This window comes from Eudoraea algarum, assembly GCF_050589645.1.
Taxonomy (GTDB): Bacteria; Bacteroidota; Bacteroidia; order Flavobacteriales; family Flavobacteriaceae; genus JBNGOQ01.
Genome location: NZ_JBNGOQ010000001.1, coordinates 1,222,656 through 1,239,935, shown reverse-complemented (window position 1 = coordinate 1,239,935; position 17,280 = coordinate 1,222,656). Strand labels below are relative to the sequence as shown.

The following is a 17,280-nucleotide window of genomic DNA, read 5'->3' as shown; positions in this document are numbered from 1 at the left end:
TCCGTTCGGGCAAGTAGCCAACCGAAATCAAGAAGGGAGCAAGCCCAAAATTTTCTCCTCTACCTCCCTACTGTTCCATTTATCGGCTATGTTGGGCATCTGCATTACTTGTTGCATAACCTTCTCCTGTGCATCCCCAATGGCCAAAGCTTCGGCATAAGGCCGATTGGAAAAGGTTACACGGGAATACACCGGAATCCATTTTTCCGGGTACTTGTCGGCAAAGCGTTTTTCAATCTTTTTTTGCAACAAAAATTTGGGGTCCGCCGTCTTGCTGCTCATTTCCATAAAATTCCGGTAGCTGAGTTCGGCAATGGCATCGGCATTGGGTTTTCGTTCCTTCTGATATTCCTGAAAGGTCTTCTCCCAATCATCCCCGTTTTCCTTGATCAGGCGGTTAAGTACGTAGATATCCTCAAAGCCGGCATTCATCCCTTGTCCGTAAAAGGGCACCACGGCATGTGCCGAATCGCCCACCAAGGCCGCCTTGTCCCAATAGGTCCACGGATAACATTTCATTGTGACCAGGGCACTGGTAGGGTTTTTAAAAAAGTCGCGCGTCAAATTTTCGATATCCTTGGTCACATTGGGGAAATAGGTCTTAAAAAAGGTCTTGGCATCGGCCTCCGTGCCAAGGCTTTCAAAGGAGACCTCCCCTTCGAAGGGCAGGAACAGGGTACAGGTAAAGCTACCGTCCAAATTGGGCATGGCGATAAGCATAAAATCGCCCCTGGGCCATATATGAAAGGAATTCTTATCCAATTTATGGGTCCCATCGGCATTGGGCGGAATGGACAATTCCTTATATCCCACATTGATAAAACGCTGGGAATAGTCAAAGCGGCTACGGCGCTGCATCTTATGGCGTATCCTTGAAAAGGCGCCATCGCAGCCAAAGACCATATCAAACTGGTACTCCTTCCATTCGCCTTTTTCCGTAGCCCCGGAAAAAAGCTTGGCTTCGGGAAGGCTTACGTCCCATATTTTTTCCTCAAAATGGAAATCCACTCCGGCTGCTTCGGCAAGATCGATCATCTTTCTGTTCAGGACCCCCCTCGATATGGACCAGATGGCTTCGCCTTCCTTGCCATATTTTTGGAAATACATCGGTTTTCCATTTACGTGCATTGCCCGCTTGTCCAAGGGGATGGCTATTTCTTTGATTTCTTCCTCTATGCCCACCTCCCTAAGGGATGTCCATCCTCGGTTGCTCATGGCCAAATTAATGGATCGACCCGAAAATTCTACCTTCCGTACGTCCGGTCTACGATCGAACACGGTGACGGAGTGTCCAAATTTTTTAAGATAAAGTGCAAGAAGTGACCCCACCAGTCCAGATCCGACAATGGCAATGTTTTTGGAAATTGGTTTCATAGGTGCTATTATTCCAAGAATTGGATAAACGCTAAAGTTAATAAAATTGGATTACTCCTGATATAAGCGTCCCTACAAAGGAGCTATGGAGAGACCATAGCGGTCATTTTATATCTTTTTTAACAGCCCGTCGAAGGCCAAGAATACCTTTCTGCCCGTATATATTATGAATTTTCCGCTTAGGCGTCCATATATATCCAAAAAAGTCCTTCACATTAAGTTTGCGAAGGACTTTTTCCATATGAGGGCCAAGGCCCTATTCCAAAATACCGTCCACGATACCGTAGGCTATAGATTCCTCAGCATTCATCCAATAATCCCTATCAAAATCCCGCATTACGCGTTCGTAATCCTGTCCGCAATTTTCCGACAGGAGTTTGGCGCTTAATTCTTTGGTCTTTATGATTTCCTTGGCCTGAATCTCTATATTGGAAGCTTGCCCCCGTGCACCTCCACTGGGCTGATGGATCATCACCTGGGCATGGGGTTGAATAAAGCGCCTTCCTTTCTTTCCTACCGAAAGCAATATAGACCCCATGGAGGCCGCCAGACCGGTACATATCGTGGAGACCGGACTTTTTAATGATTTGATCGTATCGTACATAGCGAAGCCAGAGGTAACATAACCTCCCGGACTGTTGATGAACAACTGTATTTCCTTGTTGTTTTGCATGTCTAGATAAAGCAGACGGTCTATGACGTGCTTGGCGGTATCATCATCTACCATGCCCCATAGAAATACTTTTCTTTCCTCCAACAATTTTTCGTCAATGGCCTGCTGTACTTTTCCTTTTTTAGAACTCATTTTTTGTTTTCTTGTTAGGTTTCAAAATTAATCAAATTATTGGGAAATGCTACCCCCACAAACCTGGCGATTTCTAGAATTAAACTATAAAAGCGAGTATCTTTGTGGAAAAGCATAAAAATGAAAAAAATTGTATCCCTTCTTGTCCTTGGTGTGCTGATCTTATCAAGTTGTAAAACGGAGAAAAAATCGGAAGCATCCGCAATTGAAAAGGAACTGACCATCTTGGAAAAAGTAGCCTTTGCCCACGGTTATGAAAATTGGAAAGATGTAAACGAAATTAGGTTCACCTTTAATGTGGACAGGGATACGACCCATTTTGAACGCAGCTGGACATGGAAACCAAAAAGCAATGATATCGTGGCCATAGGAGCCCAGGATACCCTTAGCTACAATAGGGGGAACATGGATAGTGTTGCCCTTAAGACCAATGGCGGTTTTATCAATGACCGATATTGGCTACTGGCGCCCTTTAATTTAGTCTGGGACAAGAACAATATTAGCTATGAGCACACAACGGAGGTACAAGCCCCGATCAGTAAGCAAGCGATGCAAAAATTGACCATTGTTTATGGGAGCGAAGGCGGGTATACGCCGGGCGACGCTTATGATTTTTATTTTGGGGATGATTATCTGTTGAAAGAATGGGTTTTTAGAAAAGGGAACCAAGCCGAAGCCTCCCTGACGACCACCTGGGAAGGTTACATTGATCAAAAGGGTCTTAAATTAGGTGCTATGCATAAAAATGCGGAGGGGAATTTTAAACTTTATCTGTCCAATATTGAGGTGCAGACCAAATAGCTGCATTTGTTGTTAGCGACTTTTTCGGTACATGATAAAGGTGGCGACCAATACTACCACGCAGCAACCAAGTAAGGACATAAAGCTCAGCTCCAGGGAGTAGGACTCTGCTATGAAACCTAAAATAACCGGGCCCAGCAGAAAGCCAGTATAGCCGGTTCCTGCAATAAAGGAGACCCCTTGTGCGGATTCTACCCCCTTAACATTGCCGCCAATTCTAAACAGTTCGGGAATGATTACGGAGAAACCAAGTCCGATCAGGGCAAAACCGGTAATGGCCAGGTAGGTCAAGGTACTCAGCACCAGAACATAGCCGACGATGGCAATAAGGCTGCCCAAGCCAACAATTTTTATAGATCCAATCTTGGCACTGATACTATCCCCTAAGAACCTACCCAAGGTCATGGTGGCCGAAAAGGCCAAAAACCCGGCGCCTATCAAGGTCTCTGGCGCCATACTCACTTCTTTTAAAAAGAGACCGCTCCAATCTACCACAGCTCCTTCACTTCCCATAACCACAAAGGACACGATTCCAATAAGCAGCAGGGGCTTGAACAACTTAAGACTAAAACCCTCCTTTTCCACCGGCGCCGCACGAATATGTAGGTATTTTTTATAAAAAAATAGGTTGACAATAATGACCAGGGCCACTGCATACGCCATATGAAGGGCCGGATTCCCGATCGCTACGATCAAAAAACTGCCCAAACCTGCCAATACACCCCCCAAACTAAAGAACCCATGGGCGGCCGACATGAAGTTTTGTCGGTCTTCCTTTTCTATTTCGGTCACTAGCGTATTCATGGAGATATCCGTAAAACCATTGGTGGCTCCGAAAACAAAAAGGGAGGCCATAAGTACGTAATAGTTGGGTGCCAATAAGGGTGCCAGAGCGGTAAGGCCGCTTAGGATTACCCCGTAAAAGGTTGCCTTGCCCACTCCAATCCTGTTTATAATCCATGCCGCAATGGGAAAAATAGTGAAGACACCTAGGGCAAGAAAAAAAATAGCGATTCCAAGATCGGCCTTGTCGATACCCAATTTCTCCTTTACGCTTGGTATGTAAATGGCCCATGTGCCAAAAAGCAGATTTAGGCATGCAAATACCCAGGCAGGGCCAAAATAACGCGGATTGGAAAGGATGAGTACGAGCGACTTCATAGGTACTGTTGGCTATAAAACTAAATATACAATCAATAGGTAAATAGGGTACGAACATCCAACAGTACCTCCTTTGGGATACTTGTACGGATTCTTCCTATTTCTACAACAAAATAACAGGGATAAAAAGGGAAAAAGTAGTATTAAATATTCCATTGTTAAGACAAAATGTTCTTTTTATGATTGATTTTGACAAATTTATGATAGTTTTGACTTATGCGACCGATTTATGAAAATGTGGATGTAGGCATCCATGCTTCCCTGAAAATAGCAACGTACACCCAGGATGATGGCTGTGAATCGGCCAATTGGCACATTCACCCCGAATACGAATTGGTCTACATAAAGAATGGGCGTGGCACCTTGCAAATAGATACCCACTCGATTCCGTATTCCGATGGAGTCCTGGTTTTTTTGGCGGGTAACATTCCCCATGCCGATTTTGGGAACAAGGTCTACGGGAACAATATGGAGGTGGTGGTTCAATTTGGCAATGAATTTATCGAAGAAAAGCTCAGCCACTTTACTGAATTTAGACACATCGTTAGGCTAATCCGCCGTTCCAAAAACGTGTTGCTTTTTGATCCGGAGGTGAAGGCTAAACTCTCGGCGCGTTTTGAGGCATTTGAGCAGCTCGATGCTACTGAAAAATTGCTTAACCTTCTTTATATCCTGCAGCAGTTGGCAAAGACAAAAAGCTATAGCTCCCAGTTTCAGAAGCGTGAACCTTCGGCATTCAAAACCGATGAAATAGACCGGCTCGAGTTCATATTTGAGCATGTCAACGCCCATTTTGCGGGTCACTTAAGCACATCGGAAATAGCAGCAAAGGTGGGCCTTACCACCAATTCATTTTGTCGGTTTTTTAAAAAGATGACCAACCAGTCCTTTATTCAGTTTGTAAACGAGTTCCGGGTAAGAAAGGCCAAGGAACTCTTTGACGGGAACCTAAGCTCCGTCTCACAGGTCATGTACCAATGTGGTTTTAACGATCCCTCCTATTTTACAAGGCAGTTCAAAAAATACCAGAAGTTTGCTCCAACCGACTATCTTCGACACAAGGCTTTGAGTGCATAGGTCAGTCGCCGAGAATACCTTGTTTCAATATCTGGCCAAAACGGTACATATCCTCAAAAGAGCAATAAAAAGGGGCCGGTGCCAGGCGAATGACATTAGGTTCTCGCCAATCGGTAATCACCCCGTTCTCCATGAGATAATCGAAGAGTGCCCTCCCCTCCCCGTGCAAAAAAACAGACAATTGGCATCCCCGCTCCTCCGGGGTAATAATTTCGAACGAACTGTCGACCTCAGCATCAATGGCGTGCAGGACAAACTCCAAATAAGCGGTAAGGATCTTTCTTTTCGCTATAAGGGCTTCCATGCCCACCTCGTCAAAAAGCTCCAAGGAAGCTAGGTAGGGCGCTACGGAAAGCACGGGAACATTGCTAATTTGCCAGGCATCTGCCGAATCCATGGGCTCAAACTCGGGCTTCATCAAAAACCGCGTTTCTTTTTTGGTGCCCCACCAGCCTTCGAAGCGGGGAAGGTCCTTGTTGTTTAGATGACGTTCATTTATAAAGACCCCCGAGGCATTTCCCGGGCCGCTATTCATGTACTTATAACTGCACCAGGAGGCAAAGTCTACATCCCATTTATGCAGGTCCAGATGCACATTGCCCGCGGCATGGGCCAAATCCCACCCCACCACGGCCCCGGCCGATTTTCCAGCCTTTGTTATGGACTCCATGGCCAGGACCTGACCGTTGTAATAGTTTACTCCGCCTATAAGGACCAGTGCCAGCGCATCGCCAACCTCCTCAATTTTGGCCAAGATATCCTCGGTTCTCCAAAAATGCTCCCCTTCCCTTTTCTTTATCTCGATAAGCGCCTCCTTAGGGTCCAATCCGTGAAAACGCAACTGGCTCTGCAACATATATTGATCGGAAGGAAATGCTTTTTCCTCACAGATAATCTTATACCGCTTTTGGGTAGGTCTGTAAAAGGATACCATGAGCAGGTGCAGGTTTACGGTAAGCGTATTCATAACGGTTACTTCCCTGGTTTTGGCGCCCACCACACGGGCCAACGGAGCTGCCAGTCGCTCGTGATAGTCCCACCAGGGCTTCTCCCCTTGAAAATGTCCTTCCACGGCCAACTCTTTCCAGTCGGTCATCACGCTATCCACAAATTTCTGGGTGCGCTTGGGCTGCAACCCCAAGGAATTTCCTGTAAAATAGATAACCTCCTTCCCCTTTACCTTGGGGAAATGAAATTCGTCCCGATAGCTCCGGAGGGGGTCCTTGGCGTCCATTTGTTGGGCAAAGACCAGCGTGTTCTCGAATTGCATAGTATGGTTTTGTTCAAAAGTACAACATCAAAATAGGATACGTATAACACCCATATTAAAGTTGCTCCCGATCTAGGCGCATCTCGATCATATGCTGTTTAAAGCCCACCTTTTCATAGGCCTTTATCGCGGGAAGGTTATCTACATAAACGGTTAGGCGAATCTCTTGGAGCCCTCTTTGCATGGACCAATCCTTCAGGACCTGAATAATTTTGCGGTTCACCCCCTTCCCCCTGAATTCAGGAGCGGTGTACATAAACCCGAGATAACTAAATTCCCTATGGTCCAGATAGGGTCGCGCCTTTTTGACCACGGCATATCCCGAACCCACAATTTGGCCAGCGCTTTCGGCGATCACCACATGGGCCCTGTCGGACAAAATCATTTCCTTAAGATCGTAATAATGTATAGGGTCTTCCCGCAAGGTGGGATCAAAAGGCCTTTCTGCCTGTATGATGCCCTGTTCAAAGTCCAGCAAGACCTCCAAGTCTTCCAACAAAGCCAAACGTACTTCAATTTTTTCCATACCTGATGTATACTATTTGGATACCTATTCTAAAGTACTATATATTTATAGAAATCTAAAAGAAAACAGCCATGCACTTTTTGCCTAAAGCGATAGAAAAATATATTCTGGATCATTCCGAAACGGAACCGCCCCTACTCCAGGAACTTACCAGGGAAACCCACCTGAAGGTGCTGCAGCCTCGAATGATTACCGGGCATTTTCAAGGCAGGGTGTTGAGCATGTTGTCAAAAATCTGTGGCCCGACAAACATCCTGGAAATTGGTACCTACACAGGTTATTCTGCCCTCTGTTTGGCCGAAGGCCTTGGTGCTGACGGACAACTCCACACTATCGATATCAACGAGGAACTATTGGAAATACAGCGACGTTATTTTGACAAAAGCGGCTATGGGAGCCAGATTGTGCAACATGTGGGCAATGCCCTGGATATTATTCCGAAAATGCAAACCGTATTTGACCTAGTTTTCATCGATGCAGAGAAAACGCAATATGTGGACTACTTTGAGTGCGTATTGAAAAAGACCAGGCCTGGGAGCCTCATTTTATCGGACAATGTGCTTTGGTCGGGAAAGGTCGTGGAAGCCGTGACCAAGGACGATAAGGCCACAAAAGCATTGTTGGACTACAATAGGTTGCTCAAGGAAGATGACCGGGTAGCGACCGTATTGCTCCCCATACGGGACGGACTTACCCTAAGTAGGGTGCGCTGATCCGGTTATACGAAAGATAAAACAAATACCCTGTGAGCGCGCCTACCGTGGCGCCCACCAGGATATCCACAGGGTAATGTACACCGATATAGATTCGACTATAGGCAAAAAGTACGGGCCAGAGGTAGAAGGCCCACGCCAAGTTGGTCTTTTTTCTTAGGAAGAGTACTACCAAAGTGCATATGGAAAAGGAGCTGGCCGCATGGCCGGAAAAAAAACTGAAACTTTGAGGCTCCCGGAGCACCCGGATAAGCATATTGATTTCTTCATCGTTATTGGGCCGGACCCTGCCCACCCCATCTTTGACCAAATTGGTAAAAACCGTGATAAAAATGGCGAGTAAAATGACGGTGAGTGCCCTATAAAGAGCTTCTTTGCGCGGGTATTTTACAAAAAGAAGCAAAGCAAATAGGAGAAAAAGGGGAATCCAGGTGGAAATATTGGTAACGGAGGACCAAAACGTATCGTATTGTTCTACACCCAGATTGTTCAGATAAATGAGGGTATCCGAATCCCAGTCCAACAATTTTTTGAGCATCTTATTTTCTTTTGATGACTCCAGTGACCTCGTCCACGTTCTCCTTTACTTTGTTTATTTCGTTCTTGATGTCCTTGGTAAAATCTGTATCGATACCCTGCTTTTCGGCACTTTTTTGTATTTCCTGTTTAATGTCTTCCGTGGCGTCCTTCAGTTGGCGCATCCCCTTGCCCAGACCCTTGGCAATGCCGGGAATCTTATCCGCGCCAAAGACCATGACCACAATGAACATGATGAAGAAAATTTCAGCGCCACTGATAAATAAGAAAACAGATGAATACATATAACAAATATAGTGAAGTTTAATGGCTAAATAAAAAAAGCCCTGCTATCCTGAAAACTGTCAAGAGCAGGGCTTTAGTATATCTTTGGGACTTATTTTCCCTTAATGTTGTTCTTAAAGGAGTCAAAATCCGACTTTTCATCCTTTTTAGGCCAAGAGTTGTTGGCCGGATCAATATCCGCTGTTTCTGCCTTGGGGTCTACAAGGATACCTACCAATTCCTTCTCAGAGGAAATAATGCGCTTTACTTCGGCATCGTTCTTTCTCCATATTTCGGGAGGATAGGTCACATTTTCCTTGCTGCCGTCGGCATAGGTGTATTCCACGATCAAAGGCATGGGTATACCGCCTGGCTTGTCAAAGGTTACCTCGTAAAAATACTTGGGTTCCTTAACTTCGGCCCTTTCCTCGGCCGTCATATTGTCCATCATATATTCCTTGAGGGTGGTAGAGGATTCAGAGGGGGATTTGCCCTTGAGTTCAGGGTCAAAATCCTCACTGTCCTCCTCGGCCAAATATACCAAGGGTGGAAAATCGGCCTCGGTGAGGTTTCGGGCTGCCATATATTCTTCCATCTGTTTGGTAGGCTTGTTGGAAACATAGTATTTTTTAACACCTTTTACCCCGATATCCACATAATCCGTGGTATAGAACCAGCCTCTCCAATACCAATCCAGATCAACCGCCGAAGCGTCTTCCATAGTACGGAAGAAATCCTCCGGGGTGGGATGCTTAAATTTCCACCTATTGGCATAGGTCTTAAAGGCATGATCGAACAATTCCTTACCCATTACCGTTTCCCGAAGTATGTTCAAAGCGGTAGCCGGTTTCCCATAGGCGTTCGGGCCCAATTTATACACATTTTCCGGATTGGACATAATAGGTGCTATGGTACTTTGGTCCCCACTCATATACGGCACGATCTTGGAAGGTTCTCCCCTCCGGGATGGGTATTTGTTATTTGGGGCAATCACCTCAGGATTGGCCTCTCCAAATTCCTGTTCCGCGATATATTGCATAAAGGTATCCAAGCCTTCATCCATCCAGCCCCATTGTCGCTCATCGGAATTCACGATCATGGGGAAAAAATTATGTCCTATCTCATGGATAATCACACTGATCATTCCATATTTTACGCGATCCGAATAGGTACCGTCCTCGTTGGGCCGACCGTAATTCCAGCAGATCATGGGATATTCCATGCCCTGATTCTTGGCATGTACCGAAATGGCTTTGTGATAAGGATAGTCAAAGGTGTGTTCCGAATAAGACTTTAAGGTACCCACTACTGCTTTTGTGGAAAGCTCTTCCCATAGCGGATTCCCTTCCTTGGGATACATGGAAACCGCCATAACATCTCGGCTTCCCAATTTAACGGCCTGCATATCCCAAATAAACTTTCGGGAAGATGCAAAACCAAAATCCCGCACATTTTTGGCCTTCAATCGCCATGTCTGCTTCTTCTCCGAAAAACCTTTTTCGGCAGCTTCTGCTTCTTCCTGGGTTACGATAAGCACAGGCTTGTCATAGGACTTTTTGGCCTGCTCATAACGCTTCATCATTTCCTTTGAGAATACTTCCTTTCTATTTTGAAGTTCGCCCGTTCCATCTAAAATGTGGTCGGCGGGCACCGTAATGTTCACTTCATAATCACCAAAGGGCAAGGCAAACTCGCCACTACCCCAGAATTGATGGTTCTGCCATCCTTCCACGTCGCTATAAACGGCCATCCTTGGAAAAAACTGGGCAATGACGTAGGCCTTGTTCCCATCTTTGGGAAAATATTCGAACCCTGATCGTGCCCGATTCACTGTGTGATCCGGGATGTTGTAATTCCATTTTATCGAAAACGATATTTGTTCCTTGCTGCGCAGGGGCTGCGGAATATTGATCCGCATCATGGTCTGGTTAACGGTGTACGATAGGGGCCTTCCATTGGCATCCCTTACGTAATCAATATTAAATCCGCCATCAAAAGGCTCTGTCATATAGGTCTGCACAAAACCGCCCGCTTGGGAAGCTATGGGCACACCGCCCCCGTTGCGAAGTGGGGATTTGGAATCCTTGGCCCTTACATTCTGATCTAACTGCACCCATAGGAATTCCAAATCGTCCGGGGAGTTGTTTGTATAGGTGATGGTTTCTTCCCCATATAGTCTGGAATTTTTATCATCCAATTCAATATCCATTTTGTAATCGGCCTGTTGCTGGTAGTAGTCGGGGCCGGGGGCGCCGGAGGCAGATCGGTAGGTATTGGGAGTTGAAAACTCTTCATACAACTGCTTAAACTTGCTCTGGTTGTAATGGCCAGGTTCTTTTTCTTCCTTCTCTCCATCCTGTGCTACAACGGTCGCCGCAAATAGGAACAATAGGGAGGCAAAACAATACTTAATTTTATTCATTTTTTTACTTATATTTTTAGTCGACGAAAAATAATATTTTTTTAACGAACTGTTAATAAATGTTATAAGTTTAACATTCCTTTATTATTCTCCCGGACGAGTACGAAACTTTTTTTCTTCCCCTTTAATTTAAAGTGCACGATATTCTGTTGTTCATCAAAAAGGTCGGTCAGAATTTCATTCTGTACTTCAATGGATTTCACCTTCTCGAATTGCACTTCGGGAATTTCCAGATAACACACCATTACATCGTTATCGTATTTCTTTCCCAAAAAAACAAAGCTCCGGTTCTCCCCATCGATTTGAAGTACAAATTTGGCGCGAAGGTATTTTTCGATATAGGTATTGGCAGCAGTGGATTCCTCATCTGTGGCCAACTGGGCCGTAAAGCCGTAACGTTCCTCCAAGACCTGTTCAAAATCATCTATGAAGATCCGGGTAGTTATCTGCAGCGCATCGTCCTTGTCCGAATAGTTAATATTGGTAACACTGACATAAAATTTATGAGCAGTCGTGAAAGCGACCAAAGGCAGTGCTAAAATTAAAAGTCCCTTTTTTAAATTTTTCATTTTCCCTATCTATCGTTCAAAAGTATGCAATCCCTGTGCCAAAAAATATCGATTCATTCCAGGCCATTATTTTCTCGGTAAGCGACACTTTTTTGTCGCAAAAAGCTCCAGATTTTAAGTCGGTCATGAGTATCCACAAGCGCACTGAACTCCGTATCCACTTCGCAAAAATACATGAAGTCGTCTATTTTGGCTTCCGGAATTTTCAGTTCACCGATAAAGAGTGAATCGGCATAAAAGGCACGTACCCGACCCGTTCGCGCATACTTTTTGTCCCTGGCCAATCTTTTCTTCAACATTTTCGTCCGCCCGCTCAGGGCATTGAGAATGGGGTTTAGGGGAACTAGTCCGGCCCCCGAGACAGCTTCGTACAACTCACGTTCCGCCTTTGTCGGTGGTTTTACATAGGCGTTGGGAAGCCCTAGGGTAGATGCGGTGACCACGGGTTCCGTTTCCAAATTTTCTACATCCTGGTCCAGGGTTCCCGATAGGTTATAAGGCATGACCACCACCTCGTCCAATTCCGTCAATCCTTCTTCCAGGGTAACAAAAACAATCTTGCTCTCCAGCACGGACGCGCTTATGACCATCTCCTTACGCTTAAACTGCACGGCCGAAAACACCAGCGTATCATGTAACCGAACCGGAATGGAAAAATACCCATAGGCGTTGGTAATCGTCGCCTTTTTAGTGGTAGTGTTCAGGACATGCACATCGGCAATATCCTTGGTCTCGCTAACTACTTTTCCCTGTAGGTTGGTACTGAACAGTGTTTGTGCCTGTGAACAAAAACAGGCTAAAAAAAAGTATATCCCTAGAAGGCTACTTTTCTTCATTCAATTCCTTTAAATACTTTTTGCTATGTGAAACCAGAAAATCAATCAATTGAAATTCATTATCCCTTTTTAAGAGGGACTGTGCGGGCATCTGGGCATCGCAATAATATAGAAAGTTATCTATTTTGTCCTGTGGGATCCTAAGATCGACCACAAAAAACTCATCGTCGTATACCTGCCGTAACACCTCGCTTACCTTAAGGGGTGCCCGTGCTTGGGTCTTGTCCTTGTTGGAGCGCACCAGGGCCCTAAAGATATTCACAAAATTGATGCCGTCCCGCATACCCCTAGTGGTCTGTGATTCGGCTACATTGATTACTTCTGTGGAGCGATCCGTTTCGTATTCGTATTGTTTGAAGTCCTCATTCTGCACTTCCAGAAATTTCTTCTGGTTTTCCGGACTCACCACGACCTCGTCCAGCTCGGTCACCTTTTCATTTACCTCTACCACCAATCTGTTGTTTTTCAATATTTCAGGGGTAATCTTAACAATCTGCAATTGGTAATTGATCGCCATAAATGCAAGCTCATCGCCTTCTTTGACGCGAATGGCAAACTGGCCGTTCTCGTTGGTAATGGTGGCCCTGTCCGAAGTGGTATTGATGACATTCTCATTGGGTACATTGCTGTTGCGGTAAAGTACTTTTCCCCGTAAGAGTTGACGCCCATCGTCCTGTCCGGATACAAGGCCGAGGCATAAAAAAGAAAGGAGAAGGAGAAGTTGATTTTTCATTGGTGCTAGTTTGAAACCGATCTAAAGGGAAGTCAATTTACAACAAATTTCAGCATCTCTACCGTTGCCCGTCCTACAAAACGAACGACCCTCTTAGGAATATTCCCAGGATAAAGAAAACCCAAGTTGGAGTCATAAAAAAATTTGGGACCTTTAAACTTTTGTTAATTTGGCCAAATTGCGGGTACAGGCTTGCCAAAACGGAGGGAGGGCAAAAACGCCTCTCCCTTTAACACTTTTCATCGATCAATCGAACCCTTTACCGCAAGAAAATGCATTTGGGAGGTTAAAGTTAGATTTCTGTCCCAATAGTTTTATTTTTGGATATTAACAGAAGATTAAATGCTCCCGCTATGCGACTCCCTAAACGAATCAATCGTATCTTCCTACTCCTGGCCCTTGTAGTGGGCACGGCGCTTCACGGTCAAATAAAAATTGGCGACAATCCACAAAATATCGATGCCGCCTCCGTACTGGAACTGGAAAGCGGTTCCCGAGTGCTGGTTATCACCCGGGTCACGGATGCACAAATGAACGGCATTACCCCCTTGCGCGGTGCCATGGTCTACAACACGGATACCCAATGCGTACATTTCTATGACGGCGTCCAATGGTTGAATCTTTGTACAGTTTCCAATATCAGTTTGGTGGATAATGGCGACAACACCTACACCTTTACCGATTCGGACGGTGCCACCACGGACATTATCAATACCACCAACGCAAGCCTGGCCATTGTGAACGACAGCCTGGTGCTTACCGATAGCGATAACAATACGGTGCGCACGGCCCTGGACGATATCAATACGCAGACTTTTAGTACCAATGCGGTGCTCAACGCGATCGAGACGATTAGCATTGAGCAGACGGGCAACAATTTCAATTTTGAGGTAAGTCAGATTACGGGGGAAAATATCGTGAACGGCACGGTGAATGGTACCTTGGATATACAGCCCGGTTCCATTACCTCTACCCAATTGCAGGACGATGCCGTGGGTCCCGGAAAAATTGCGGACAATGTAGTGGGCTCGCCAGAGATCATCAACTCCAGCATACAACCGATCGATATGGCCCCCGGTGGCTTCAGTCAGGTACTGCGAACCAATGCTGCAGGGACCGGTGTGGAATGGGGTACCCTGGATTTCAGTAGTATCACGGGACAAGATCTTACAGGAAGTGATGGCTCCATAGACGTGCTTAACGGTGCGGGTGCCACGCTTATCAATGTGGACATCAATGTGGCCCCCGATGGGATTACCAATGATAAGGTAGCGGACAATGCCATAAACACGGAAAATATTACGGACGGACAAGTGCAGACCGCCGATATCGCGGATGATGCGGTAACAGTTGCCAAAATAGGCACGGCGGGAGCTGCGGATGCCGATAGGCTCTTGATTACCGATGCTGCCGGCGACCCCTTCTGGGCAGATCCCGCTCTTTTGGTGGATGATGTGACCATTGAATTGGATCCCGGCAACGGCTTTCAGGTGAAGGATGATGGAATCACAGAACCCAAAATTGCCGATGATGCTGTGACCGCTGCAAAAATAAATGTGGATGTTGCCGGCACTGGGCTTATTCAAAATGCTGCGGGGGCCCTGGAAGTTGATCCTACAACAATTACAGGTGATGGAGACATTACTTCCACCGATATTACGGTAACTGGAGGAACGGGCGCTACCTTCAACGATGTTACGCTTACCATTGCCAACGACGCTGTGACCACGGTAAAAATATTGGATGGCAACGTGACCAATGCCAAACTGGATAAGGCCAATATTCCCTTGAGCGGATTTGGCGCTGCTACGGCCAATATTTCCATGGGTAATTTCCAAATCAACGACCTCCTCAATCCCACCTTAAATCAGGATGCGGCTACAAAAATCTATGTGGATAATGCCGTCAGCGGTGTGGGAGGATCTATTGTAAGCGCAGATGCAGGAAACTCTATTATCGCCAGTTTAAATGATGGCGGAGCTTTTTACGATGATCCGGATGATGATCCTTTAAACGAAAACCAGACCGTATCCGCCGGGACTGGGATAACCGTGAACCAAGTGGCCCAGGATTTCGAGGTGGTCAATGCGGCGCCTGACCAGATCGTGTCCCTCGCCGATGGGGGGAGCGGCAATGTCACCATAGGGGGCACCTATCCGAACCTGACCGTGGATGTGCCTTCCCTCAACGATGCCGACAGTGACCCGTTGAACGAAAACCAGACCGTATCCGCCGGGACTGGGATAACCGTGAACCAAGTGGCCCAGGATTTCGAGGTGGTCAATACGGCCCCTGACCAGATCGTGTCCTTGGCCGACGGAGGGAGCGGTAATGTCACGATTGGAGGGACCTATCCGAACCTGACCGTGGATGTGCCTTCCCTCAACGATGCCGACAGTGACCCGTTGAACGAAAACCAGACTGTATCCGCCGGGACTGGGATAACCGTGAACCAAGTGGCCCAGGATTTCGAGGTGGTCAATGCGGCCCCTGACCAGATCGTGTCCTTGGCCGACGGAGGGAGCGGCAATGTCACTATTGGAGGGACCTATCCGAACCTGACCGTGGATGTGCCTTCCCTCAACGATGCAGATGCCAATGCGAGCAATGAAATACAAACACTTACTTCGGCAGATAATTCAATTAGCCTTACTCCTACTGGTAACGATTATGATTTGTCGGTAACTAACCAAGTTGTCGCCATGGGCAAAGCAAATGGTAGTACAACCTTGAGAGAAACTGGCGGAACAGTTTCCGGAGCTGTTGCTGGTGTTTATACCGTTACCTTGGATGCCCCCCGAGCAAATGCCAATTACATTGTACAACTAAGTGTTCAAGGGGACAATAGAATTTATCTTACCACACAAGCCGCAGGTTCATTTTCAGTTGAAATAAGAGATAATGCCACGGATACTTTGGTAGCTGCAGTTTGGCATTACACGGTACTGGATTTTTAATCGATGAAAAAACAACTCTACATAACATTCTTCCTTCTGGTCGGTTCCCTACAGGCCCAAACGGCGCTGTACAATGCAGGGAATATCCGGATCCATCCCAACGGGCAGCTCGGTTTTCACACCGACCTGATCAACAATGCCTCTTTTGATCAAAATGCAGGTCTGGCCGGCTTTTATGGCAGCACTACCCTAAATGTTTCCGGGGCCTTTATGCCTGTCTTTTTTGATACCGAGATCGTTAACCCCAACGGGGTCTTGCTCAGCACCGGCCTTAGCGTTACCAACAACGCCAATTTTGTGGTGGGCGATTTTATCTCCCCCAAGGATCAAATGGATGTCTATTTCAATTTTTTCCAGGATGCCTTTGCCACGGGAGCGGCCGATAATACCAAAGTGGACGGTTTTGCCGCCCTTACGAACAAACAAACCTTTTCCTTTCCGGTAGGCGATGCGCAACAATTGCGCCCCTTGATCTTAAATTCGGAAAGCGTGAACGCCTTTGCCAAATGTGCCTATTTCTTTGAAGATCCCAACAACCCCTCGGCCTTCCCAGAAATTTTTGATACCACCAGAAAGATACGGGACATTGGGAACATTAGTACGTTCGAGTTTTGGCGCCTGGAGGGCAGCGTGCCTTCCACAGTTACCCTGAGTTGGAATACCCGTAGTAACCTGCCTGCCGTAGCCGATGATGTGCTCAATGTCATTATTGTGGGTTGGAACAAATCGGCCCGCAGATGGTTAGAACTGGGCAACATCGCTATTGGGGGCGACCTCGACCTGGGTTTTGTGACCTCGGAACCCTTTACCCCGGAGGAGTACGACATCATCACCTTTGGCACCGTGGCCGTACCCACCGAGATCCTCACCCTAGACAATTACCTGCTTACCCCAAACGGAGACGGGGTAAACGATGTGTTGGTCATCCAGGAACTCATTGACCTTTCGCCCAACAACAGTTTAAAAATCTTTGACCGAAACGGCCTGCAGGTCTTTGACATGATCAATTATTCCAACGAATTTGATGGCACCTCCAATATGGACAACCTGGTTATCAATCGGGATGCCGGCCTGCCAGAAGGCGTATATTTCTACTTGATCTTTATGGACGACCTGGATCTTGAATTTCAGGGCTTCCTGTATCTAGATCGCTAAACACAACTCAACATTCTTTGTGGGTACAGGCTAGCGTACTTCATCGCAAAAACCGGATGAAGTGTCTAAAAACACCGATG

The 17,280-nt window shown here is 46.4% G+C and carries 16 protein-coding genes; 5 read left to right on the top strand and 11 right to left on the bottom strand.

Features of this window, described 5'->3' with window-relative positions; translation table 11 throughout:
* Positions 1–27: 27 nt before the first annotated feature.
* Entirely contained in the window at positions 28–1,374 is a 1,347-nt protein-coding gene (locus tag ACRD67_RS05765) for an FAD-dependent oxidoreductase (RefSeq protein ID WP_430966088.1), read from the bottom strand.
* 256 nt (positions 1,375–1,630) lie between these two features.
* Positions 1,631–2,179, bottom strand: a complete 549-nt coding sequence (locus tag ACRD67_RS05760) for a ClpP family protease (protein ID WP_430966087.1) — start codon at positions 2,177–2,179, stop codon at positions 1,631–1,633.
* A 120-nt stretch (positions 2,180–2,299) separates the two neighbouring features.
* Between ACRD67_RS05760 and ACRD67_RS05755 the strand changes: the two genes are divergently transcribed.
* Positions 2,300–2,980 carry a hypothetical protein gene (locus tag ACRD67_RS05755; protein ID WP_430966086.1) on the top strand — a complete coding sequence of 227 codons (681 nt, stop codon included), beginning with the start codon at positions 2,300–2,302 and terminating at the stop codon, positions 2,978–2,980.
* Positions 2,981–2,992: 12 nt separating this feature from the next.
* Here the strand turns inward: ACRD67_RS05755 and ACRD67_RS05750 are convergent, their stop codons facing one another.
* Positions 2,993–4,141, bottom strand: coding sequence for an MFS transporter (locus ACRD67_RS05750; RefSeq protein WP_430966085.1), 1,149 nt, complete (start codon positions 4,139–4,141; stop codon positions 2,993–2,995).
* Positions 4,142–4,357: 216 nt separating this feature from the next.
* Between ACRD67_RS05750 and ACRD67_RS05745 the strand changes: the two genes are divergently transcribed.
* Complete coding sequence (locus tag ACRD67_RS05745) at positions 4,358–5,218, top strand: AraC family transcriptional regulator (RefSeq protein ID WP_430966084.1); 861 nt, start codon at positions 4,358–4,360, stop codon at positions 5,216–5,218.
* A 1-nt stretch (position 5,219) separates the two neighbouring features.
* Here the strand turns inward: ACRD67_RS05745 and kynU are convergent, their stop codons facing one another.
* Both kynU and ACRD67_RS05735 read right to left on the bottom strand, forming a co-directional pair.
* Positions 5,220–6,488 (bottom strand): kynureninase, encoded by a 1,269-nt coding sequence (gene kynU, locus ACRD67_RS05740; protein ID WP_430966083.1) that lies wholly within the window; start codon positions 6,486–6,488, stop codon positions 5,220–5,222.
* A gap of 55 nt (positions 6,489–6,543) precedes the next feature.
* Entirely contained in the window at positions 6,544–7,014 is a 471-nt protein-coding gene (locus ACRD67_RS05735; protein ID WP_430966082.1) for a GNAT family N-acetyltransferase, read from the bottom strand.
* 71 nt (positions 7,015–7,085) lie between these two features.
* On the opposite strand from ACRD67_RS05735, the gene ACRD67_RS05730 reads away from it, so the two are divergent.
* On the top strand, positions 7,086–7,727 hold the full coding sequence (locus tag ACRD67_RS05730; protein WP_430966081.1) for an O-methyltransferase: 642 nt from the start codon (positions 7,086–7,088) through the stop codon (positions 7,725–7,727).
* Here ACRD67_RS05730 and ACRD67_RS05725 read toward each other — a convergent pair.
* The 6 genes from ACRD67_RS05725 to ACRD67_RS05700 all read right to left on the bottom strand — a co-directional run bounded on the left by ACRD67_RS05725 (position 7,705) and on the right by ACRD67_RS05700 (position 13,088).
* Positions 7,705–8,265 carry a phosphatase PAP2 family protein gene (locus ACRD67_RS05725; protein WP_430966080.1) on the bottom strand — a complete coding sequence of 187 codons (561 nt, stop codon included), beginning with the start codon at positions 8,263–8,265 and terminating at the stop codon, positions 7,705–7,707. The genes ACRD67_RS05730 and ACRD67_RS05725 overlap by 23 nt on opposite strands.
* Before the next feature lies 1 nt (position 8,266).
* Positions 8,267–8,548 (bottom strand): Sec-independent protein translocase subunit TatA/TatB, encoded by a 282-nt coding sequence (locus tag ACRD67_RS05720; RefSeq protein WP_430966079.1) that lies wholly within the window; start codon positions 8,546–8,548, stop codon positions 8,267–8,269.
* Between the two features lie 92 nt (positions 8,549–8,640).
* Positions 8,641–10,950, bottom strand: coding sequence for a M1 family metallopeptidase (locus ACRD67_RS05715; RefSeq protein ID WP_430966078.1), 2,310 nt, complete (start codon positions 10,948–10,950; stop codon positions 8,641–8,643).
* A gap of 62 nt (positions 10,951–11,012) precedes the next feature.
* Positions 11,013–11,519 (bottom strand): DUF6702 family protein, encoded by a 507-nt coding sequence (locus ACRD67_RS05710; protein WP_430966077.1) that lies wholly within the window; start codon positions 11,517–11,519, stop codon positions 11,013–11,015.
* A gap of 53 nt (positions 11,520–11,572) precedes the next feature.
* Positions 11,573–12,355 carry a carboxypeptidase-like regulatory domain-containing protein gene (locus tag ACRD67_RS05705; protein WP_430966076.1) on the bottom strand — a complete coding sequence of 261 codons (783 nt, stop codon included), beginning with the start codon at positions 12,353–12,355 and terminating at the stop codon, positions 11,573–11,575.
* Entirely contained in the window at positions 12,342–13,088 is a 747-nt protein-coding gene (locus ACRD67_RS05700; protein WP_430966075.1) for a carboxypeptidase-like regulatory domain-containing protein, read from the bottom strand. Before ACRD67_RS05700 ends, ACRD67_RS05705 begins: the two co-directional genes overlap by 14 nt.
* Positions 13,089–13,441: 353 nt before the next feature.
* Here ACRD67_RS05700 and ACRD67_RS05695 point away from each other — a divergent pair, with 353 nt between their 5' ends.
* Positions 13,442–16,045, top strand: coding sequence for a beta strand repeat-containing protein (locus ACRD67_RS05695; protein ID WP_430966074.1), 2,604 nt, complete (start codon positions 13,442–13,444; stop codon positions 16,043–16,045).
* A 3-nt stretch (positions 16,046–16,048) separates the two neighbouring features.
* Positions 16,049–17,200 carry a T9SS type B sorting domain-containing protein gene (locus tag ACRD67_RS05690; RefSeq protein ID WP_430966073.1) on the top strand — a complete coding sequence of 384 codons (1,152 nt, stop codon included), beginning with the start codon at positions 16,049–16,051 and terminating at the stop codon, positions 17,198–17,200.
* Positions 17,201–17,280 lie beyond the last annotated feature (80 nt).